Raw genomic sequence first — 20,787 nt, forward strand, 5'->3', positions numbered from 1 at the left:
GGAGTACGTTCAACACCCCGCGTTGCCGCCGGCGGCGAGCGCGCGCACGGCCTTGGAGATATCGGCGCCGATGCGCACGACGGCACGGCGGTGGCCCGCCACCAGCGCGTCGTTGCCGGCGCCTACCTCCTCGTTGGCGACGCTGCGGCAGGTGAGCACCTTGGTGCCGCCCACCAGCCGCACGCTCCATACCGCGTCGATCAGCGCGTACTTGCCGGGCGCAGACTCGAAGCGCTGCACGTTGGTGCTGATGCGGTAGACCGGTGTACCGTCCGGTGACGGTGTGCGGAACACGTCAATGGTTCCCAGCTCGCCGGAAATCGCCAGCGACAGCGCCTGGCCGATCTCCGCGGCCGGCGGCGACGCCCAGCGGTCGTACTCCAGCAGATCGATACTGCCCGCGCCCGTCGTGACCACCATCTGGTTGCGCGCGACCTGCTGCGGCACCGTCACCGCCGGCACTTCGATGTAGTAGCCGGGGGCTGGCGTATCGGCCTTCTGCGCCACACCCATGCCATTACTGAGGCTGTAGAAATGCTCGGGCGGCGTGCTGGCGCAGCCGGCCAAGGAAAGCGCGAGCGCAAGCGCCGCCGCCGATATCGCCAGGGCCGAACGAGTAAGGCGGGTGCGTCGATTGATCATCTGCGTCATTTCTTCTCTCCCAATTTATCCTGCTTGCTGCCTTTGCCGCGCAATAGCGATTCCGGATGGCGTTCCAGATAATCGGACAAGGCGTTCAGCGATTGCATCGTCTGCGTCAGCTGCTGCAAGGCCTCGCGCAAATCGGACTGCACCGGCGAATCCTTCTGCAATATCTGGTCGGCGGTGGCGAAGGTCTTGCGCGCCGCGCCCAGCGTGTCCTTCATCTCCGGCACCACTTGCGCATCGAGTTGCTTGAGCAGGATATTGGCGCTCTTCAGCGTATCGCGCAGATTCACGCCGATCTCGTCGAACGGCACCTTATCCAGCTTGCGCGCGATGCTGGCGAGCTGCGTTTGCAGTTCGTCCAGGCTGTTCGGGACCGTCGGCAGCTCCACCGTCTCCTTGCTCAGGTCCAGTTTGACCGCCGCCGCGTTGGGGAAGAAGTCCAGCGCCACATACAACTGGCCGGTCAGCAGATTGCCGGTACGTAGCTGGCCGCGCAGGCCGCGCGCCACCATCCGCTCCAGCACCTGCGAGCCGGCGCTGTTGCGCTGATCCTCGTCGACGGTCTTCTGGAAGGCGCGGCCCAGGCGGGCCGGATACATATCCACCGTGACCGGCATGCGGAACGACTTCTTGACCGGATCGAACTCCACGCCCACCGAGCGCACCTCGCCCAGCACGATGCCGCGGAAATCGACGGTGGCGCCCTGCGACAGCCCGCGCAGCGACTGGTCGAAATACAGCACCGTGGTAATCGGCGCGCCATCGGGTTCGCGCAGGGCGCTGGCCTGGTCAGCCGCCAGCAGGAATTCGCTGCCGGTCGGCGCGGCGGTAACGGGCTTTTGCCCGTTCATGCTTTCGAAGGCGATGCCGCCGACCAGCAAGGCCGCCAGCGACTGCGTGTTGACCTTGAAACCGTTGGAATCGAGCCGTACGTCGACGCCGCTGGCATGCCACCAGCGCGTGCCCTTGCCGACGTACTGGTCGTAGGGCGACTTGACGAACACCTTCATGTTGATGCCGCGCCCCTTCGTCTCCAGATCGTAGGCGGCCACCTGCCCGACAGGGATGCGGCGATAGAAGATCGGCGAGCCGACGTCGATCGAACCGAGGGTTTCGCCGTGCAGCGTGAAATAGCTGCCCTTCTCGTCGAACGCCACTTGCGGCGCCTGTTCAAGGCCGGTGAATTCGCTCTTGGTCTCCTCCGACTTGCCGGCGTCGACGCCGATGTAGGAGCCTGACAGCAGGGTATTGAGTCCGGACACGCCGCTGGCACCGATGCGCGGGCGTACCACCCAGTAGCGGGTATCGATGGCGGTGAAGCGCGACGCCTCCTTGCTCATGTCGATGGTGACCAGCACCTTGGACAGATCGCGCGCCAGCGAGATCGATTTAACCAAGCCGATGTCCACGTCCTTGAACTTGACCTTGGTCTTGCCGGGTTCCAGGCCGTCGCCGCTACGGAAGCTCACCGTCACGGTGGGGCCGCGGTCGATGAACGATTTGACCACCAGGCCGGCGCCGATCAACGCCGCCAGCAGGGGAATCAGCCACACCAGCGAAGGCAGCCAGCGGCTGGCCTTCTCCACATGTGGCTCGTGCAGGGGCGGCTGGCCGCCTTCGTTTTCAGGCATGTTGTTCTCCATTTGAATCGGTTGCATCCCAAATCAGGCGCGGGTCGAACTGCATCGACGCCAGCATCGTCAGCACCACCACCGCGCAAAACGCCAGCGCGCCGGGTCCGGCGGTGATCACGGCCAACGTCTGGAAGCGCACCAGCGCCACCGTCAGCGTGATGACAAAAATATCGAGCATCGACCAGCGGCCGACGAACTCCACGATCCGGTACAGCACTGTGCGTTGCTGCGGTCGCCAGCGCGAGCGGGTCTGCGCCGTCAGCGCCAGCAACGACAGCGCGGCCAGTTTCAACACCGGCACCACGATACTGGCGACAAAAATGATGATCGCCAGCGCCTGCGAGCCGCTGTTCCAGAACAGCATGACGCCGCTGATGATCGTATCGTCCTCTTTGCCGAACAGCGAATCGGTGTACATCACCGGCAGCAGCATGGCCGGGATATACAGGATGGTGGCCGCCAGCAGAAAAGCCCAGGTGCGACCGACGCTGTCGGGGCGACGCCGATGCAGCGCCGCGCCGCAACGCTCGCAGCGTTGATGGCGCGCGCTGCGCGGCACCGACGCCACCAGGCCGCAGCTATGGCAGGCCTCGAGATGGGCGCCACCTGGCACCGCCTTGTATTGAAACTGACGTTGCGATGGCCGCGGACCGCCGGGACCCGGCAGATGCTCGCCGATATTCCACAGGTGTTTGGGATCGAAGGAGACCACGATGGCCAGCATCAAGGTCAGCACGCCGAAAGCGAACAAGCCCGGTTGCAGCAAAACCTGCGCGAGACTGGTCATCTTGACGATAGTGATCAGGATACCGATCATCAGCACCTCGGTCATGCCCCAGCGCCGCGCCGCGCCGATGGCGCGCAGCAGATGATCGAAGCCGGGAGGACGGCGGCCGGCGCGCAGCGCCATCGTCACGTAAAACAGCGCCCCCAGCTCCACCGCCGGCAGCAGCATCGTAAACAGGAACACCACCGCCGCGACCAGCTGCATCTGCTCGTGCCAAAGCACGCGGATGGAGCCCAACAAGGTCGCGCTGGTGCTATAGCCGCCGATTTGCAGTTCGACGATGGGAAAAAACTGCGCGATCAGGAAGGTGACGATGGCGCCGAGGGTGATGGCGGCCATGCGGTTCGGATCCGAATGGATGCCGCGATAGAGAACGGAGCCACAGCGCACGCAGCGCGCCTTTTCGCGCGGCCGTACGGGGCGGAACTGGTGCAGCACCCCGCAGTCATGGCAACTGATCAACTCGTATCGAAGCACAGGCTAGCCGTATGGACAATAATTTCCATATCATACGGCAATCTTGATTGCAGCAGCCGTGCGCTACACCACTTCCGGCTCCGGGGCCTTTATCGCTATGATTTGATGCTGGAATTAAGTTCCTGGAAGTCTTCCGTGCGGGCCAGTATCTGCCAGGTCGCCAGCAAGGCGGCCGGCGGCGCGATCAGCTTGCGGGCGTTCAGGTCGAGCCAGCCGCCGGTGCTGGTGATGCGCGCGGCCAGCTTGCCGTCCGGGCGTATCACGTCGCTGCGCAACTGCCAGCGGCTGCCGTCCGGCGCCAGTCCGGCCACGCCCAGGGTCACGGTGATCTCGTCGAGCAGCATGACCTCCTTGAAGTACGCGATTTCGTCCTTCATCACCACCGGGCCGATTTTAAGGCGCATCAACTCACTCATCGAAAAGCCATGCTCCGACAGGAACATCATGCGGACATCGCCCGCCTTGTCCATGAACGCCGTATTGCGCATATGGCTGTTGAAGTCCATATCGCCCCAACCCGCCATCAACTTCTTTTCAAACATGACAAATCTCCCTGTATCAACCCAGGAAGTCTAACAGGGTTGCCGCGACCACCTTGGTGGCCTTGCGCAGGTCCTCGAGGTTGAGGCGTTCGTCGGCCTTCTTGGCGTTCGACTCCGGCACGGTGCGCGGACCGGCGCCGTACAGCACCGCCGGGATACCGTGCTCGCCGTACAGGCGCGCGTCCGCGTACAAGGGCGTGCCCTGCGCCGGAATCAGCTCGCCGATGTAGGTCTGGGCGTTTTGCTGCAGGCTGGCGACCAGCTTTTCCGTTCCCGGCTGCTCGCGCAGCGCGTGCGACAGCAGCAGGCGCTTGATCTCCAGGCTGATGCCGGGAATGCCGCGCACGGCGTTTTCGATCATCGCGCGCACCTGCGCCTCGACCTGCTCCGGCTCCTCTTCCGGAATCATGCGGCGGTCCATCTTCAGCACCACCTTGCCCGGAACGACGTTGGTGTTGGTGCCGCCGTCAATGCGGCCCACCAGCATGGTGGGCGAGTCGATGCCGGCGATCTTGGACTTGATCTTCTTCAGCTCCGGCAGCTGGTCGTAAATGGCGTTGAGGATTTTCGTCGCCGCCTGCAGCGCATCGTGCCCGGTTTCCGGCATTGCGCCGTGGCCCGATTTGCCGTTGACGGTGATCTCCAGTTGCAGGCAGGCGTTGTGCGCGGTGACGATGTTGTAGCTGAAGCCCGCCGCGATGACGTAATCGGGCTTGGTCAGCTTTTGCTCCAGCAGCCATCCGGGGCCGAGCAGGCCGCCGAATTCCTCGTCATAAGTGAAATGCAGTTCCAGGCCGCCCTTGAGCGGAACGCCCAGCGCTTCCAGCGCGCGAGTGGCGAAGATGTAGGTGGCGAAGTCGCACTTGGAGACGGCGGCGGCGCGCCCGTAAATAAAGCCGTTTTCCACCACGCCGCCGTAGGGTGGATAGTTCCAGTTGTCGCCCGGCGGGACCACGTCGCCGTGGGCGTTGAGCGCCACGGTCGGACCGCCCGCTTGGTAAGGACGGCGCACGATCAGGTTGGTGATCGTCTCCATGCCGTAGTCGCGCACCACCTGCTGCGGCACCGCGTGCTTCTCGGCGCTCCAGCCGTAGGCCTTGACCAGATCGGCCACCATGTCCGCGTGCGGCGCGTTGTTGCCGGGCGGGGTGTCGGTCGGCACGCGCAACAACTGCTGCAAAACGCCGACCTCCTCGTCGAAATGGTCATCGATCCATTTGGCCAGTTGTTCCTTGGTGCCGCTCATAGTCGCTTCCTTTATTTTGCGCCGGCTTCGTACCAGGCGGCGATTTGCGCCCGTTCGGCATCGGTCATTTGGGTCAGGTTCGCCAACGGCATGGCTTTGAGCTGGACCGTCTGCTTATAGATTTTCTCGGCATTTTGATGGATTTCGGCCTCGTTCTCAAGCATTACCCCCAAAGGCGCTGCCGCGAAGCCGGGTTGCGTCGGCCGTTCGGCGTGGCAGGACGCGCAGCGATGCTCGATGATGGCCTTCACTTTGGCGAATTCCGCCGCCGGATCGGCCGCCGGCGCCACCGCCACAGGACGAGGCGGCGCGATCGCCACGGCCACGGCGGCCAGCAGCGCGACGCCGATCGCGGGATAGCGCCACTCGACGCGGCCCTTGTGGCGCAGATTGAAGAAATGGCGGATGAAAACGCCGGCCGCCATGATAAAGGCCAGCACCAGCCACGCGTGATCGTGACGATAAGTCATCGCGTAGTGGTTACTGATCATGATAAACAGCACCGGCAACGTGAAGTAGTTATTGTGGACGCTGCGCTGCTTGGCCTTCTGCCCGTGGACGGGATCGGGCATGCGGCCGGCCGACATGGCCTCGACCATCTTGCGCTGGCCAGGGATAATCAGCATCAGCACATTGCCGACCATGATGGTGCCTATCAGCGCGCCGACATGGATATAGGCGGCGCGCCCGCTCAGCACATGTGTGAGCCCAAACGCCGCCGCCACGATCAGCACAAACACCACGATGCCGAACCACAGGTCATGCTTGCCCAGCGGGGAGCGGCACAGCAAATCGTAGACCGTCCAGCCGACGACCAGAGTGCCGACGCCGATGCCGATCGCCTGCAGGCTGCTGATGTCGGCGACCGATTTATCGATCATCATCGCCTGGGCGTTGAAGTAGTAGGCGATGGTCAGCAACGCAATGCCGGACAGCCAGGTGGAATAGGCTTCCCATTTAAACCAGTGCAGTTCCTTCGGCAGTTCCGCCGGGGCGACCAGGTATTTTTGCGGGTTATAGAAGCCGCCGCCGTGCACCGCCCACAGTTCGCCCGAGACGCCCTTCTTTGCCAGTTCCGATCCCGGCGCGGGCGGGCGGATCGAGTTATCCAGCCAGACAAAGTAGAACGAGGCGCCGATCCAGGCGATGCCGGTGATGACGTGCAGCCAGCGGACGATCAGGTTCAGCCACTCAAGGCCGTACGGGATCAGATAGGCGAATAATTCCATGGATTCTTTCCGGTCAAGGATGTGGCTAATTTACAGAAGATAAACGGATTTGATACCGGCCACATGAAGATTGGAGTATATTAAACATATCGATTTCCGTATAACCCTCTCAATCAAGCATAGTTCATGGCCGCCCTGCCGCAACATCTGGACCTCCACCTGATCCGCATCCTCTACCTGCTGCTGGTGGAGAAAAACGTCTCCCGCGTCGCGCTCAAACTGAATCAACCGCAGCCGTCGATCTCCGCCTCGCTGCGCAAGCTGCGCGAGTTGACCGGCGATCCGCTGCTGGTACGCGGCGCACGCGGCATGGTACCCACCCAGCACGGCGAAAGCCTGCTGATCCCGGCCAAGCGCATCCTCGACGAGACCGAAAACCTGTTCCTCAAGAAGTCCCCCTTCGTCCCGCAGGAGGAGGCACGCACCTTCCACATCGCGGCGCCGGACTATCTGGACAGCCAGTTCCTGCCCAACCTGGTGGCGCTGCTGCGACGCGGTTCGCCCAATAGCCGGGTGAAAATCCATAGCCTGGGACCGGGCGTCGACTACGTGCGCCTGCTGTCGGACGGCGACATGGACCTGGTCATCGCCAACTGGGACGAGCCGCCCGAGCACCTGCACATGTCCAAACTGTTCGAGGACCCGATCATCTGCGTGATGCGCGCCGACTGCCCCTACGCCCTGCGCACCGCCAGCGACGCCATGACGCTCAGCGAGTACCTGGCCCTGCCCCACGTCGCGCCGACCCAGATCCTGCCCGGCTACCATGGGGTCATCGATGATTATCTCGAGCGCCAGGACCTGCAGCGCAACGTCGTCGTCGAATCGGCCTATTTCGGCCTGATCCCCTACATGCTGACCCAGACGGACCTGGTGCTGACCACCGGCCGCCAGTTCGTCCGCTACTACGAAAAACAGATGGCGCTGAAAACCTACACGGTGCCGGTTAAATTCCCGTCGATGCGCTTCTACCAGCTGTGGCACGAACGCGTGCACCAGGCGCCCGAGCACAAATGGCTGCGCGAGCAGGTCTCCGCCGCTGCCAAGGCGCTGATCCAGAAGTAAGCCGCGCGAGGTACGCCGTACGATATACATCTTACGGCATACCGCGTATATCGCGCGACCGCCGACGAGGTTATGATAAGGGTTCGATACCGGATACCACGCCATGACCACACTCTCCGATTTAAACAGCTGCGACGCCGCCACCTTCGTCGAGCATTTGCGCGGCATCTACGAGCACTCCCCCTGGATACCGCAGCGGGCGGCGGCGCTGCGGCCGTTCGCTAACGCCACGGCGCTCAAGCTTGCGTTACAGGACGTGGTCAGCGCCGCCACCCTGGACGAGCAACTGGGTTTGATCCGCGAACACCCGGAGCTGGCCGGCAAAGCGGCCGTCGCCGGCCAGCTGACCGCCGAATCGACCAGCGAACAGGCCAAATCCGGGCTGCACCTGTGCAGCGCCGAGGAATTCGCCACGCTGCACCGCCTCAACGCCGACTACAACGCCAAATTCGGCTTCCCGTTCATCCTGGCGGTCAAAGGCCCGGACGGACAGGGACTGACGCGGCGCCACATCATCGCCACCTTCACGCGTCGCTTGAAGAACCAGCGCGCCGACGAAATCGCCGAGTGCCTGCGCCAGATTAAACGCATCGCGGAAATCCGCCTGAACGACCTGCTGGGAGTGACCTTGGACTTCGGCCCGGCCATCATGCAGTGGTCGGAAGTCATCGGCGCCTGGAGCGACGCGGACGACAGCGGCGACGCCGACTTCGACCTGACCTGCGCCTACATGACGCCGGCCCACCGCCGCACCGCCGCGCAACTGGCGGAGTGGATGCGCGAAGGCGGCATGGAGGCGCATATCGACGATGTCGGCAATGTCGTCGGCGTCTACCGCTCCGACGTTCCGGGCGCGAAGACGCTGATGACCGGGTCGCACTACGACACCGTGCGCAATGGCGGCAAATACGACGGCCGGCTCGGCATCCTGCTGCCGATCGCCATTGTGCGCCATCTGCACCAGCGCGGCGAGAAGCTGCCGTATCACTTCGAGATCGTCGGTTTCGCCGAGGAGGAAGGGGTGCGCTTCAAGAGCACTTTCCTGGGCAGTAACGCGGTGACGGGCCGCTTCGACCTGTCGCTGCTGGATCAGACCGACGCCGATGGCATCGCCATGCGCGACGCGCTGCTGGCCGCCGGTCATGACGTGTCGCGCATTCCCGCGATCGCGCGCGATCCGGCGCAGTTGCTTGGTTTTGTTGAAGTGCATATCGAGCAGGGGCCGGTGCTGCTGGAGCGCGACCTGGCGCTGGGCGTGGTGACTGCCATCGCCGGCAGCTCGCGTTACCTGGTCGAGTTGACAGGACTCGCTAGCCACGCGGGCACCACGCCGATGACGATGCGTAAGGACGCGGCGGCAGCGGCGGCGGAGATCGTGCTGCTGGTGGAGCGGCGTTGCGGCCAGGGAGTGGCGCTGGTTGGAACGGTCGGGCAGTTGCAGGTGCCGGGTGGTTCGGTCAACGTGGTGCCAGGCGCGTGCAAGCTGTCGCTGGACATCCGCGCGGCCGACGATGCGGTGCGGCAGGCAGCCGTGAAGGATGTGCTGGATGGTATCGCGGAGATCTGCGCGCGGCGGCAAGTGGAATTCAGCTTGCAGCGGATAGTCGATGCGGCGGCGGCGCCGTGTGCGCCGCGTTTGATGGACCAGTTGGGGGCGGCGATCGAGCGGGCAGGTTTGCCGCGTTTTGATTTGCTGTCCGGTGCCGGGCACGATGCGATGGCGATGGCGGCGATCACGGATGTGGCCATGCTGTTCACGCGCTGCGGTAACGGTGGCATCAGCCATAATCCGCTGGAGACGATGACGGCAGATGATGCCGATATCGCGGCGCAGGTATTGTTGGATTTTTTGCGGAGCTACGGTTCCACGTAGGGCGGATTAGGCGGAACGCCGTAATCGGCCATGCATGCTTTGTCGGCGGCTCATGGATGGCCGATTACGCGCTTCGCGCTAATCCGCCCTACGTGTATCCGAGGTGGACCTGAGCCGCAGTTCCGACGCCACTTCCGCGATCACCGTGGCCCAGGCGCCGCCTAACGGTTGGCGGAACAACCGCATCGACGGATACCATGGCGTGTCGCTGCGTTCCGTCAGCCAGCGCCAGTCGCAGCGGTGATCCGGCAGCAGCAGCCAGCACGGCTTGCCCAGCGCGCCCGCCAGATGCGCCACGGCCGTATCGACACTGATCACCAGATCCAGATTGGCGATGACGCCGGCCGTATCGGCAAAATCCTGCAGGCGCGGCGCGATCGCTTGCAGCACCATCCCCGCCGGCGGCGTCAACGCCTCCGCCTCGCTATCCCCCTTTTGCAGGCTGACGAAATGCAGGGTTCCTTCGTGAGAGATATCGGCCAGCGGCGCTAGCGTGTGCAATGAAGGCAGCGAACGTTCGCCATCGTTCTCGAACTGCGGATTGCCTTTCCACGCCAGACCTACCCGCAATCCTTTTTGAGGCAGCATGCCGGCCCAGTAACGCACCGACTCCGGGTCGGGACTTATATACGGCGCAGAAGGGATGCTGGAGAAGTCAGTGCCGAACAACGCCGGCAGCCGCATTGGATGCGTCCAGAAATCCCAACCGCTGCCGGGCATCGCGCCCTGCTGGACGTAAACTTCATCGACACCCTCCAGCCCCGCCATCAGGCGTCGCAACGCCGGAGGGCATGCCACCGCGACGCGCACGGCCCCCGCACTCTTCAACATAGCGGCATAGCGGCTGAAATGGATCATGTCACCCTGCCCGGCCTCGGACACAATCACCACCGATTTGCCTGACAGCGCCTCGCCTTCCCATGGCGGACAATTGAACGGCTGCGCAAGGCTATCGAAGTGCCAGCGCGACTCCAGCAGCGGCCAGCCCTCGGCAAACCGACCTTGCCGCAGCAGGAGGTATGCGAGATTGAACTGCGCCTTCGGATAGTCCTCGTCCAGCTCCAGCGCGTGCCGGTAGCACGCCTCGGCCTCCTGTTCGCGCTTCACGCACGCCAGCAACACGCCCAGCTGATTCCACGCCGATGGCGATTCAGGCGAGATATCGAGCGCCATGCGCGCTGCAGCCTCCGACTCATCGAAGCGTTTGGCCTTCTGAAGAAGCACCCCGAGATTTTGATAAAGCTGGGCGTTATCAGGCAGCAGCGCGATGGCATGCAGATAGTGGAACTCGGCCTCCAGTAGCTCCCCGCGCAGCTCTTTGAGGTAGCCGAGATTGGCGCGCGCGCCCGCATGCTCCCGCTGCAGCGCTATCGCCTGCCAAAAGCACTCTTCGGCGCCGAGGGCGTCGCCGACGGCCATGCGCCGGTTGCCATCGAGGTAGGCTTGCTGTGGGTCTGTGTACATCGGGGAGGAAGCCTGTGCAAAAACAAAAGCATACCATCCCCGTGTTTGCGACCGCCTAGACGATCCGGGCGCGCTCCAGCATGGCGTGCAGCAGCACGTTGCAGCCAGCTTCCAGATGTTCGGACTTGGCGTCCTCGATCTCGTTGTGGCTGATGCCGTCCTTGCATGGCACGAAGATCATGCCCGACGGCGCCAGGCGCGCCGCATAGATCGCATCGTGGCCGGCGCCCGAGACGACGTCCATCGTCGAATATCCCAGTTTGGCGGTGGCGTTGCGCACCGCGTCCACGCAGTCCGGATGGAACGGGCATGGCGGATAGTAGGACACGCGCTCGATCGAAATCCCCAAGCCGCTTCCGGCGCGGGTCTTGTCGATAAAGGCCAGCATCTCCTCGTGCATGGTGTTGAGCAGTTCGTCGTTCACGTTGCGGAGGTCGATACTGAATTTGACTTCGCCCGGAATCACGTTGCGGCTGTTCGGGAACACCTGCACCATACCGACGGTGCCGCGACCGTACGGTGGATAGCGGTTGGCGATGGCCACCACTTCCTGCATGATGCGGGTCGACACCTGTAGGGCGTCCTTGCGCAGTCCCATCGGCGTAGGGCCCGCGTGCGCCTCCATGCCGCTGACCACGCAGTCGTACCACGAAAGGCCCATCACGGCCGGCACCACGCCGATCACCTTGTCGGCATCCTCCAGCACCGGACCTTGTTCTATATGAGTCTCGAAGTAGGCGCCGATCGGATGCTGGCCCGGCACCTGCTCGCCCTTGTAACCGATGCGCGCCAGTTCCTCGCCCACCGTCTTGCCCTCCGTGTCCTTGGCGGCGTAGGCCGTCTCCAGGCTGAAGGCGCCGCAGAACACGCCGGAGCCCATCATCACCGGAACGAAGCGCGAGCCTTCTTCGTTGGTCCAGAAGGCGACCTCGACCGGCGCCTCTGTCTTGATCTTCAAATCGTTCAAGGTGCGCACAACCTCGAGGCCGGCCAGCACGCCGTAATTGCCGTCGAACTTGCCGCCGGTGGGCTGGGTGTCGATATGGCTGCCGGTCATAATCGGCGGCAGCGCGTTGTTGGTGCCGTCGCGGCGCATGAAGACGTTGCCGATCTGGTCGATCGTGATCGACATGCCGGCATCCTTTGCCCAGCCGACCACCAGGTCGCGCCCCTGTTTGTCCAGGTCCGTCAACGCCAGGCGTTTGACGCCGCCCTTGGGCGTGGCGCCAATCTGGGCCAATTCCATCAGCGCCGCCCACAGACGGTCGCCATTGATGCGCATTTCACTCATAACCCTGCTCCTGTTTGATTAACGCGCCGACGTGGCTTTGAACGCGGGACGATCGATGTGGCGGCCGGCCCCCTCCACCGCCATCAGCACGCCGCGATGGAACACGACGTTACCTGCGGCCAGCGTGGTGCTGGGGATGCCACGCACGGTGCGGCCCTCGAAGACATTGAAGCCGCCCTTGGCGAACTGGGTCAGCGACGAAATCGTGCGGGTGCCTTCCGGGTCCCAGACGACGATGTCGGCGTCGGAGCCCACCGCGATCAGCCCTTTGCGCGGGTAGATATTGAAAATCTGCGCGGCGTTGGTCGACGTGACCTTGACGAATTCCGATGGCGTCAGCATCCCGCTGTTCACACCCGCGTCCCAGATCACCGACATGCGGTCCTCGACGCCGCCGCAGCCGTTCGGAATCTTGGTGAAGTCGTCCTTGCCGGCGGCCTTCTGCTCCGCGCAGAAGGTGCAGTGGTCGGTGGCGGTGGTGTGCAGGTTGCCGCCTTGCAGACCATGCCACAACGCGGCCTGGTGCTGCTTGCTGCGAAACGGTGGACTCATGACGTGGGCCGCCGCGTATTCCAGATCGTCGCTTTGATAGACGCTGTCGTCGATGATCAGATGGCCGGCCAGCGCCTCGCCATACACCCGCTGGCCGTTGGCGCGGGCGCGCGTGATCGCCTCCAGCGATTCGGCGCAGGACACGTGCACGATGTAGACCGGCGTGTTGAGCACATTGGCGATGGCGATGGCGCGGTTGGCCGCTTCCGCCTCCACCGCCGGAGGGCGCGACAACGGATGTGAACTCGGTCCGGTCAGGCCCTTCTTCAGCAAATCCTGCTGCAACTGATAAACCAGTTCGCCGTTCTCCGCGTGCACGGTCGGAATGGCGCCCAGCTCCAGCGAGCGGCGGAAGCTCTTCACCAGCGTTTCGTCGTCGGCCATGATGGCGTTCTTGTACGCCATGAAGTGCTTGAAGCTGTTGACGCCATGGTCGCGCACCAGGATTTCCATATCGCGGTGCACCGTCTCGTCCCACCAAGTGATCGCCACGTGGAAGGTGTAATCGCCGGCGGACTTCTGCGCCCAGCCGCGCCACTGGTGATAGGCTTCGATCAGGTTCTGCCCGGGCGCCGGGATCACGAAGTCGATGATGGTGGTGGTGCCACCGGCCAGGCCGGCGGCGGTGCCTGTATAAAAGTCATCCTGGGTGACGGTGCCCATGAAGGGCAGGTTCATATGGGTGTGCGGATCTATCCCGCCCGGCATCACATACTGCCCGGTGGCGTCGATCACGCGCGCCGATGCCGGCGCTTCCAGATTTTCGCCGACGGCGACGATTTTGTCGCCATAGCACAGCACATCGGCACGAAAGGCGCGGTCGGCGTTGACGACGGTACCGCCGCGGATGATAGTAGTCATTTACATCTCCTGAATCCTGTGAGTCTTATGAATCTTAGGGGTGGGCGGGCGCCCTCACCGCAGGCACCGTCTTCCCCTTCATCATAACCCCATACACGATTGCGGAGATCACGATTCCGACGAACCATGCGTAGGTATAAATGGTTTTGAAACCCACACCCACGTCGGGGAACGACGCCGGGAAGGCGGCGTTGAGGAAGCCCGGGATATTCGGCGCCACGCCCACCGCGAAGGCCACCAGCGCGGCCATGTTCCAGCCGTTGCCATACGAGTAGACGCCGTCCTCCCGATACAGCTCCGCCACATGCAGTTCGGTCTTGCGCACCATGTAGTAATCGATGATCAGGATGCCGGCGATGGGGCCGAGCAGCGCCGAATAGCCGATCAACCAGGTGAAGACGTAGCCCTGCGTCGATTCGAGTATCTTCCACGGCATCATGAGGATCGCGATGCCGGCGGTGATGTAGCCGCCGGTCTTGTAGGAGATCTGTTTGGGCGAGAGCGCCGAGAAATCATACGCCGGCCCGACCAGATTGGCCGCCAGGTTGACCGAGACGGTATCGATCAACAGGATCAGCAAAGCAACCAGCACCGCGATGCCGGTCATGCGGCTCGCCAGATCGACCGGGTCCCAGATCGCTTTACCATACAGGACGACGGTGGCCGAAGTGACGATCACCGCCATCGCCGCCAGCAGCCCCATAGGCACCGGCAGGCCGACCGATTGACCGATGACCTGGTCGCGTTGGGATTTGGCGAAGCGGGTGAAGTCGGGAATGTTCAACGCCAAAGTGGCCCAGAAGCCCACCATCGCCGTCAGCGAAGGCCAGAACACGGACCAGAACTGACCTTCCTTCTTGCCGCCGGCGACAAATTGCGAAGGCGCCGACAGCAGGTCGCCGAAGCCGCCGGCCTTGTTGTGCACCCATGCCAGCAGCACGAAGCAGATGGCGATCTTCAGCGGCGCGGTGTAGGTCTCAAGCTTGCGGATCGCGTCCATGCCGTGCACGATGTACCAGAACTGGATGGCCCAGAAAGCCATGAAGCAAAGCAGCTGCGCGCCATTGATGCCGAGGAAGCCGAGTTTGGCGCCGCCGATTTCGCCGCCCATCATCACGCCGAGCAGCGTGTAGATCATCGAGCCGCCGAACCAGGTCTGGATGCCGTACCAGCCGCAGGCGACGATGGCGCGCATCAGGGCCGGCAGACGTGCGCCGGAAGTGCCGAACGAGGCGCGTGCCAGCACCGCGTACGGGATGCCGTACTTGGTGCCGGCGTGGCCGATCAACAGCATCGGCAGTAAAACGATGGCGTTGGCGATGAACACCGTCAGCACGGCCTGGTAACCGGACATGCCTCCTTCGATCAAACTCGCCGACAGCGTGTACGCCGGAATGCACATCACCATGCCGACCCACAGCGCCGCAAAGTGATACCAGCGCCAGGTGCGCTGCGCTTCGGTGGTCGGCGCGAGGTCTTCGTTCCAGAGTTGCGTGCTGCCAGAGAGTTCTTTGCTCACGGGGCGTTCTCCAAGGGTTGATCGTATGCTCTTACCACTGCAAGTTCCGTACCTTGATGCCGGCACCTACCCGCACTGCGCTCCGCCGGGGTCGTACCCCTTGGGGTACGACCCCTTTTTGCCTGGGGGTGGGTGCCGCGTCCACTCACACCGTCTCGGCGACCTTCTCGGCGCGCGGGTTGCGCGGGTCCTGCGTCCAGTTCATGTAAGGCTTGCCGGTCTCCTGCGGCACCATCGTGATGCAGCCCTGCACCGGGCAGGTGATCTCGCACAGGTTGCAGCCGACGCACTCCTCCTTGATCACCTCATAGGTGCGCACGCCGGCGGCGTCGATCAGCTGCGCGATCGACTGGTGCGACGTATCCTCGCACGCCACGTAACAGCGGCCGCACTTGATGCAGTCGTCCTGGTTGATCTGCGCGATGACCTGATAGTTCATGTCCAGGTACTTCCAGTCGGTGGTGTTCGGCACCGCCTTGCCGACGAACTGGCTGACGCTCGTGTAGCCCTTCTCGTCCATCCAGCGCGACAGGCCGTCCTTCATCTCCTCGACGATGCGGAAGCCATGCAGCATGGCCGCAGTGCAGACTTGCACGCAGCCGGAACCGAGCGCCATGAATTCCGCCGCGTCGCGCCAGTTGCCGATGCCGCCGATGCCGGAGATCGGCAAGCCCTTGGTGGCCGGATCGCGCGCGATTTCGGCCACCATGTTCAGCGCGATCGGCTTGACGGCCGAGCCGCAGTAGCCGCCGTGCGTGCTGGCGCCACCGACGACGGGGAACGCCACCATCTGGTCCAGATCGAGGTGCGTGATCGAGTTGATGGTGTTGATCAGCGAGACAGCGTCGGCGCCGCCGGCCTTGGCGGCGCGTGCCGGCGCGCGCACGTCGGTGATGTTCGGCGTGAGCTTGACGATCACCGGCAGCTTGCTGTGCGTCTTGCACCAACGCGTGACCATCTCGACGTACTCGGGAACCTGGCCCACCGCCGCGCCCATGCCGCGCTCCGGCATGCCGTGTGGGCAGCCGAAATTCAGTTCAATGCCGTCGGCGCCGGTCGCTTCCACCAGCGGAAGGATATCTGCCCACAGCTTCTCCTCGCACGGCAGCATCAGCGAGACGATGATCACGCGGTCGGGCCAATCCTTTTTCACCTGCGTGATCTCGCGCAGGTTGATGTCCAGAGAGCGGTCAGTGATCAACTCGATGTTGTTGAAGCCGAGGACTTCGCGGTTCTTGCCGTAGTGCGCAGAGTAGCGCGACGAGACGTTGACGGCGGCAGGATCTTCGCCGAGCGTCTTCCACACCACGCCGCCCCATCCCGCCTCGAAGGCGCGCACCACGTTGTAGGCTTTGTCGGTCGGCGGCGCGGAGGCAAGCCAGAATGGATTGATCGACTTGATGCCGCAGAATTCTATGCTCAGGTCAGCCATTATGCAGCCTCCACTTTCGGTGCAGCGGTTATTGATGCCGTCATTGATTTCAGGTCCTCATGGATCGCGTGCGCCGCCAGCTTGCCATGCTGGACCGCCTGCACGGTCAGATCCTGGCCCGGCGCCACACAGTCGCCACCGGCGTAGATACCCGGCAGCACCGTGCGGAACCGATCGTCGACGTGGATTTTTTCGCCGTCGCGTTTCAGCGTTTTCGCCAGTGGATCACTGATGCCCGTTTCGTCCATGCTCTGGCCGATGGCCTTGAAGATGGCGTCGGCCGCGATCTCGAAGGTCTCTCCCGTGCCGCCGAAGCGGCCGTCGACCATGGCGGTTTTCTCGAAGCGCATGCCGCGCACGCGGCCCGCTTCGTCCAGCAGCACCTGCTGCGGTTGCGCCCAGGTGCGCATGCGCACCTGGTTTTCCTTGGCGATGTGCTGTTCGTGTTCGGTGGCGCTCATCGCCTCGAAGCCGCGCCGGTACACCAAGGTGACCTCCTCGGCGCCGAGGCGCTGGATTTGCACGGCCATGTCGATGGCGGTGTTGCCGGCACCGATGACGATGGCGCGCGCTGGCAGCGGCAACTGGCTCAAATCGTCCGCCTGGCGCAGCGCCGCGATGTAGTCGACGGCGGCCAGCAGTCCCGGAGCGTCCTCGCCGGTCAAACCAAGCTGCTTGCTGGCGCCGAGGCCCAGGCCGAGGAACACCGCGTCGTACTGCGTATGAAGGTCCTTCAGCTGCACGTTGCCGCCCAGGGTCTGGCCGTGACGGATCTCGATGCCACCTATCGCCAGCAGGAAGTCGACCTCCTTCTGCGCGAAATTATCGGTCAGCTTGTACTTGGCGATGCCGTATTCATTGAGGCCGCCCGATTTCTCGCGCGCCTCGAAGATCACCACGTCGTTGCCCAACATCGCCAAGCGGTGCGCGCACGACAGGCCCGCCGGACCGGCGCCGACGACGGCGATCTTCCTGCCGGTCGACGGGAAGCGTTTGAATGGATGCTCGTCGAGCGACATGTTGTCGATGGCGTAGCGCTGCAGCAGGCCGATTTTCACCGGCTGGCCTTCGGCGTCGTGATTGCGCACGCAGGCGTCTTCGCACAGGATCTCGGTCGGACACACGCGCGCGCAACTGCCGCCCAGAATATTCTGCTTGAGGATGCCGACCGCCGCGCCGTTGACGTTACCGTCGTGGATATTGCGGATGAAGCTCGCGACGTCGATGTCCGACGGACAGATGCGGGTGCACGGCGCGTCGTAGCAGTACAGGCAGCGCGAACTCTCGATCGCGGCCTTGCGCGCGTTGAGTGCCGGCGCGAGATCGGTGAAGTGTTCCGCCAGCGCCGCATTGGCTTCCTTCGGATGCGGCATGTATTTCAGGGATTCGATCATCATTCATTTTCCTGGCTAATGGCTCGGTAGCATCGGACACCCGGACGACGGATTCGTCCGACTACTTCATCTGAGGGAATGCAAATTCCGCGCCAGCACTGGCGGTGTTCGGCCAGCGTTGCATGACGGCCTTGTGGCGCGTGTAGAAGCGCACGCCTTCGGGACCATAGGCGTGATGGTCGCCGAACAGGCTGCGCTTCCAACCACCGAAACTGTTGAACGCCATCGGCACCGGCAGCGGCACGTTCACGCCCACCATGCCGACCTGGATCTGGCGCACGAACTCGCGCGCCACGCCGCCGTCGCGCGTATAGATCGCCACGCCGTTGCCATACTCGTTACGGTTGATCAGTTCCACCGCACTGCCCACATCGGGAGAGCGCAGCATGCACAGCACAGGTCCAAAAATCTCTTCCTTGTAGATCGTCATATCGGGCGTCACATGGTCGAACAAAGTACCGCCGATGAAGAAGCCGTTCTCGCGTCCCGGCACGATGTGATTGCGTCCGTCGACGACCAATTTGGCGCCCTGCTCCACGCCTTCTCCGATCAAGCGCTCTATGCGCTGCTTGGCCGCGCTTGAAACGACAGGTCCCATTTCGGCGTCGTGCTCCATACCGTCGCGCACTTTCAGTGCAGCCGTGCGCTTTGCCAGTGCGTCGACAATTTTGTCGCCAGCGTCGCCGACGGCGACCACCACCGAAATCGCCATGCAACGCTCGCCGGCCGAACCGTATGCGGCGCCCATCAAAGCGTCGACCGTCATCTCCATATCGGCGTCCGGCATCACCACCATATGGTTCTTGGCGCCGCCCAAAGCCTGCACGCGCTTGCCCGCGGCGCAGCCGCGCGCGTAGATGTATTCGGCGATCGGCGTGGAGCCGACAAAGCTCAATGCCTGCACCACCGGATGATCGAGCAGCGCGTCGACCGTCACCTTGTCGCCTTGAACGACGTTGAACACGCCGTCCGGCAGGCCCGCCTCCTTCAGCAGCTTGGCGTGCAGCAGCGACGGTGAAGGATCGCGTTCGGAAGGCTTGAGGATAAAGGTGTTACCGCAGGCGATAGCGACCGGGAACATCCACATCGGCACCATCACCGGGAAGTTGAACGGCGTGATGCCGGCCACCACGCCCAGCGCCTGGCGCATCGACCAGGCGTCGATACCGCGCGAAATCTGATCGGTAAACTCGCCTTTCAGCATCTGCGGAATGCCGACCGCGAATTCCACCATCTCGATGCCGCGCGCTACCTCGCCCTGCGCGTCGGCGAAGGTCTTGCCGTGTTCGCGCGTCAGCATCGCCGCGAATTCGTCGACGTGCTGCTGGCACAGCTGGAGATACTTGAACAGCACGCGGGCGCGCGTCAGCGGCGGCGTCGCCGACCACGCGGGGAAAGCCGCTTCCGCCGCGCGCACGGCGACGTCGACTTCTTCGACGGTGCCCAGCGCAACGCGTGCCACCGGTTCGCCCAGCGCCGGATTGAAGACGTCCGCATAGCGGCCGCTTTGGGTGTCGACTTTGGCGCCGTTGATAAAGTGGGTGATGGTGTCAAGGTTGCTCATGGTGTTCTTCTTTCGTTATATCGTCTTATGGTCAGCCCAGCAGGCCGTCCGCGTCTACATAGGGATAGCCCAGGGCGTGCGCCACCGCTGCATAGGTGACGTGGCCCTGGCATACATTCAAGCCGTTCTTCAGGTGGGCATTGGCCTTCAGCGCCTTTTGCCAGCCTTTGTCGGCCAGCGCCAGCGCGTGGCTGATGGTGGCGTTATTCAGTGCGAAGGTCGAGGTGCGGGCCACCGCGCCGGGCATGTTGGCCACGCAGTAGTGCACCACGTCGTCGACCACGAAAGTCGGGTCCTGGTGCGTGGTGGCGCGCGAGGTTTCGAAGCATCCGCCCTGGTCGATGGCGACGTCCACCACCACCGCGCCGGGTTTCATGCGCGAGATCATATTGCGCGTGACGAGCTTGGGCGCGGCCGCGCCGGGCACCAGCACGCCGCCGATGACCAGGTCCGCGTCCAGCACCGCCTGTTCTATGGAATGGGCGCTGGAAAACATCGTCGAGATGCGGTTGCCGTACACCAGATCGAGCTGGCGCAGGCGGTCGATATTCTTGTCGAGGACGGTGACGCGCGCGCCGATGCCGACCGCCATTTGCAAGGCGTTGGTGCCGACCACGCCCGCGCCGATGATGGCGATATGGCCGGGCGCCACGCCGGGCACGCCGCCCAGCAACAGGCCCATGCCGCCCTTGGATTTTTCCAGGTGCGCGGCGCCGGCCTGGATCGACATGCGCCCCGCCACCTCGCTCATCGGCGCCAGCAGCGGCAGGCCGCCGTTGTCGCCGGTGATGGTTTCGTAGGCGATGCAGACGGCGCCCGATGCGACCAGCGCCTTGGTTTGTTCGGCGTCGGGGGCCAGGTGCAGATAGGTGTAGAGTATCTGGTCCTTGCGCAGCATCGCGCATTCGTTCGGCTGCGGCTCCTTGACTTTGACGATCATGCCGGCGCGCGCGAAGATGTCCGGCGCGTTGTCGACGATTTCGGCGCCGGCGCCTTCATACATCGCGTCGGTCAGTCCGATGGCGGCGCCCGCGTCCTTTTGTACAAGGACTTGGTGGCCGCGCAGTACGAGTTCCTTCACGCTGGCCGGGGTAAGGCCAACGCGGGACTCCTGGTTCTTGATTTCTTTTGGAACGCCTACCAGCATGATGGTCTCCTTAATTCAAACCCGCACCGCATGACAGGGGTCTGACCCCTTGGGGTCAGACC

The 20,787-nt window shown here is 63.6% G+C and carries 16 protein-coding genes; 2 read left to right on the top strand and 14 right to left on the bottom strand.

The genetic code is table 11. From position 1 onward, the window contains the following. Positions 1 to 9: 9 nt before the first annotated feature. The 6 genes from NHH88_27875 to NHH88_27900 form a co-directional block, all read right to left on the bottom strand. Complete coding sequence (locus NHH88_27875; GenBank protein USX13432.1) at positions 10 to 642, bottom strand: PqiC family protein; 633 nt, start codon at positions 640 to 642, stop codon at positions 10 to 12. Positions 643 to 647: 5 nt separating this feature from the next. Then, a complete protein-coding gene (locus NHH88_27880) occupies positions 648 to 2,279 on the bottom strand; it encodes an MlaD family protein (GenBank protein USX13433.1) in 1,632 nt (543 codons plus the stop codon). After that, positions 2,272 to 3,546, bottom strand: coding sequence for a paraquat-inducible protein A (locus NHH88_27885; GenBank protein USX13434.1), 1,275 nt, complete (start codon positions 3,544 to 3,546; stop codon positions 2,272 to 2,274). The genes NHH88_27880 and NHH88_27885 overlap by 8 nt, the downstream gene beginning before the upstream one ends. Positions 3,547 to 3,641: 95 nt before the next feature. Then, positions 3,642 to 4,088, bottom strand: a complete 447-nt coding sequence (locus NHH88_27890; protein ID USX13435.1) for a thioesterase family protein — start codon at positions 4,086 to 4,088, stop codon at positions 3,642 to 3,644. A gap of 16 nt (positions 4,089 to 4,104) precedes the next feature. After that, positions 4,105 to 5,334, bottom strand: a complete 1,230-nt coding sequence (locus NHH88_27895; GenBank protein USX13436.1) for an ArgE/DapE family deacylase — start codon at positions 5,332 to 5,334, stop codon at positions 4,105 to 4,107. Positions 5,335 to 5,345: 11 nt separating this feature from the next. Continuing rightward, positions 5,346 to 6,563, bottom strand: a complete 1,218-nt coding sequence (locus NHH88_27900; GenBank protein USX13437.1) for a urate hydroxylase PuuD — start codon at positions 6,561 to 6,563, stop codon at positions 5,346 to 5,348. 126 nt (positions 6,564 to 6,689) lie between these two features. On the opposite strand from NHH88_27900, the gene NHH88_27905 reads away from it, so the two are divergent. Beyond that, on the top strand, positions 6,690 to 7,628 hold the full coding sequence (locus NHH88_27905) for a LysR substrate-binding domain-containing protein (GenBank protein ID USX13438.1): 939 nt from the start codon (positions 6,690 to 6,692) through the stop codon (positions 7,626 to 7,628). Positions 7,629 to 7,731: 103 nt separating this feature from the next. After that, entirely contained in the window at positions 7,732 to 9,501 is a 1,770-nt protein-coding gene (locus tag NHH88_27910; GenBank protein USX13439.1) for an allantoate amidohydrolase, read from the top strand. Positions 9,502 to 9,579: 78 nt separating this feature from the next. On the opposite strand, the gene NHH88_27915 is transcribed toward NHH88_27910, so the two are convergent. The 8 genes from NHH88_27915 to ald form a co-directional block, all read right to left on the bottom strand. After that, the gene (locus NHH88_27915; GenBank protein USX13440.1) at positions 9,580 to 10,965 is read right to left on the bottom strand and encodes a tetratricopeptide repeat-containing glycosyltransferase family protein; all 1,386 of its coding nucleotides are present in this window, start codon (positions 10,963 to 10,965) and stop codon (positions 9,580 to 9,582) included. Positions 10,966 to 11,020: 55 nt separating this feature from the next. Beyond that, entirely contained in the window at positions 11,021 to 12,256 is a 1,236-nt protein-coding gene (locus NHH88_27920) for a Zn-dependent hydrolase (GenBank protein USX13441.1), read from the bottom strand. 18 nt (positions 12,257 to 12,274) lie between these two features. Next, positions 12,275 to 13,669 (bottom strand): dihydropyrimidinase, encoded by a 1,395-nt coding sequence (gene hydA, locus NHH88_27925; protein USX13442.1) that lies wholly within the window; start codon positions 13,667 to 13,669, stop codon positions 12,275 to 12,277. A gap of 34 nt (positions 13,670 to 13,703) precedes the next feature. After that, positions 13,704 to 15,188, bottom strand: coding sequence for an NCS1 family nucleobase:cation symporter-1 (locus NHH88_27930; protein USX13443.1), 1,485 nt, complete (start codon positions 15,186 to 15,188; stop codon positions 13,704 to 13,706). Between the two features lie 145 nt (positions 15,189 to 15,333). Next, positions 15,334 to 16,620, bottom strand: a complete 1,287-nt coding sequence (gene preA / locus NHH88_27935) for an NAD-dependent dihydropyrimidine dehydrogenase subunit PreA (GenBank protein USX13444.1) — start codon at positions 16,618 to 16,620, stop codon at positions 15,334 to 15,336. Next, the gene (locus tag NHH88_27940) at positions 16,620 to 18,017 is read right to left on the bottom strand and encodes an NAD(P)-dependent oxidoreductase (GenBank protein ID USX13445.1); all 1,398 of its coding nucleotides are present in this window, start codon (positions 18,015 to 18,017) and stop codon (positions 16,620 to 16,622) included. The genes preA and NHH88_27940 overlap by 1 nt, the downstream gene beginning before the upstream one ends. 58 nt (positions 18,018 to 18,075) lie before the next feature. Beyond that, entirely contained in the window at positions 18,076 to 19,578 is a 1,503-nt protein-coding gene (locus NHH88_27945; GenBank protein USX13446.1) for a CoA-acylating methylmalonate-semialdehyde dehydrogenase, read from the bottom strand. 31 nt (positions 19,579 to 19,609) lie between these two features. Next, a complete protein-coding gene (gene ald / locus NHH88_27950) occupies positions 19,610 to 20,725 on the bottom strand; it encodes an alanine dehydrogenase (protein USX13447.1) in 1,116 nt (371 codons plus the stop codon). Positions 20,726 to 20,787: the final 62 nt, after the last annotated feature.

It is taken from the genome of Oxalobacteraceae bacterium OTU3CAMAD1, from assembly GCA_024123915.1.
Taxonomy (GTDB): Bacteria; Pseudomonadota; Gammaproteobacteria; order Burkholderiales; family Burkholderiaceae_D; genus Rugamonas.

Excerpts from the sequence above, each read along its gene's own strand:
- NHH88_27940 (USX13445.1), bottom strand. The coding sequence starts at position 18,017 with ATGATGATCGAATCCCTGAAATACATGCCGCATCCGAAGGAAGCCAAT.
- NHH88_27890 (USX13435.1), bottom strand. The coding sequence starts at position 4,088 with ATGTTTGAAAAGAAGTTGATGGCGGGTTGGGGCGATATGGACTTCAAC.
- NHH88_27915 (USX13440.1), bottom strand. The coding sequence starts at position 10,965 with ATGTACACAGACCCACAGCAAGCCTACCTCGATGGCAACCGGCGCATG.
- NHH88_27910 (USX13439.1), top strand. The coding sequence starts at position 7,732 with ATGACCACACTCTCCGATTTAAACAGCTGCGACGCCGCCACCTTCGTC.
- NHH88_27945 (USX13446.1), bottom strand. The coding sequence starts at position 19,578 with ATGAGCAACCTTGACACCATCACCCACTTTATCAACGGCGCCAAAGTC.
- NHH88_27895 (USX13436.1), bottom strand. The coding sequence starts at position 5,334 with ATGAGCGGCACCAAGGAACAACTGGCCAAATGGATCGATGACCATTTC.
- ald (USX13447.1), bottom strand. The coding sequence starts at position 20,725 with ATGCTGGTAGGCGTTCCAAAAGAAATCAAGAACCAGGAGTCCCGCGTT.
- NHH88_27920 (USX13441.1), bottom strand. The coding sequence starts at position 12,256 with ATGAGTGAAATGCGCATCAATGGCGACCGTCTGTGGGCGGCGCTGATG.
- NHH88_27880 (USX13433.1), bottom strand. The coding sequence starts at position 2,279 with ATGCCTGAAAACGAAGGCGGCCAGCCGCCCCTGCACGAGCCACATGTG.
- hydA (USX13442.1), bottom strand. The coding sequence starts at position 13,669 with ATGACTACTATCATCCGCGGCGGTACCGTCGTCAACGCCGACCGCGCC.
- NHH88_27905 (USX13438.1), top strand. The coding sequence starts at position 6,690 with ATGGCCGCCCTGCCGCAACATCTGGACCTCCACCTGATCCGCATCCTC.
- preA (USX13444.1), bottom strand. The coding sequence starts at position 16,620 with ATGGCTGACCTGAGCATAGAATTCTGCGGCATCAAGTCGATCAATCCA.
- NHH88_27875 (USX13432.1), bottom strand. The coding sequence starts at position 642 with ATGATCAATCGACGCACCCGCCTTACTCGTTCGGCCCTGGCGATATCG.
- NHH88_27900 (USX13437.1), bottom strand. The coding sequence starts at position 6,563 with ATGGAATTATTCGCCTATCTGATCCCGTACGGCCTTGAGTGGCTGAAC.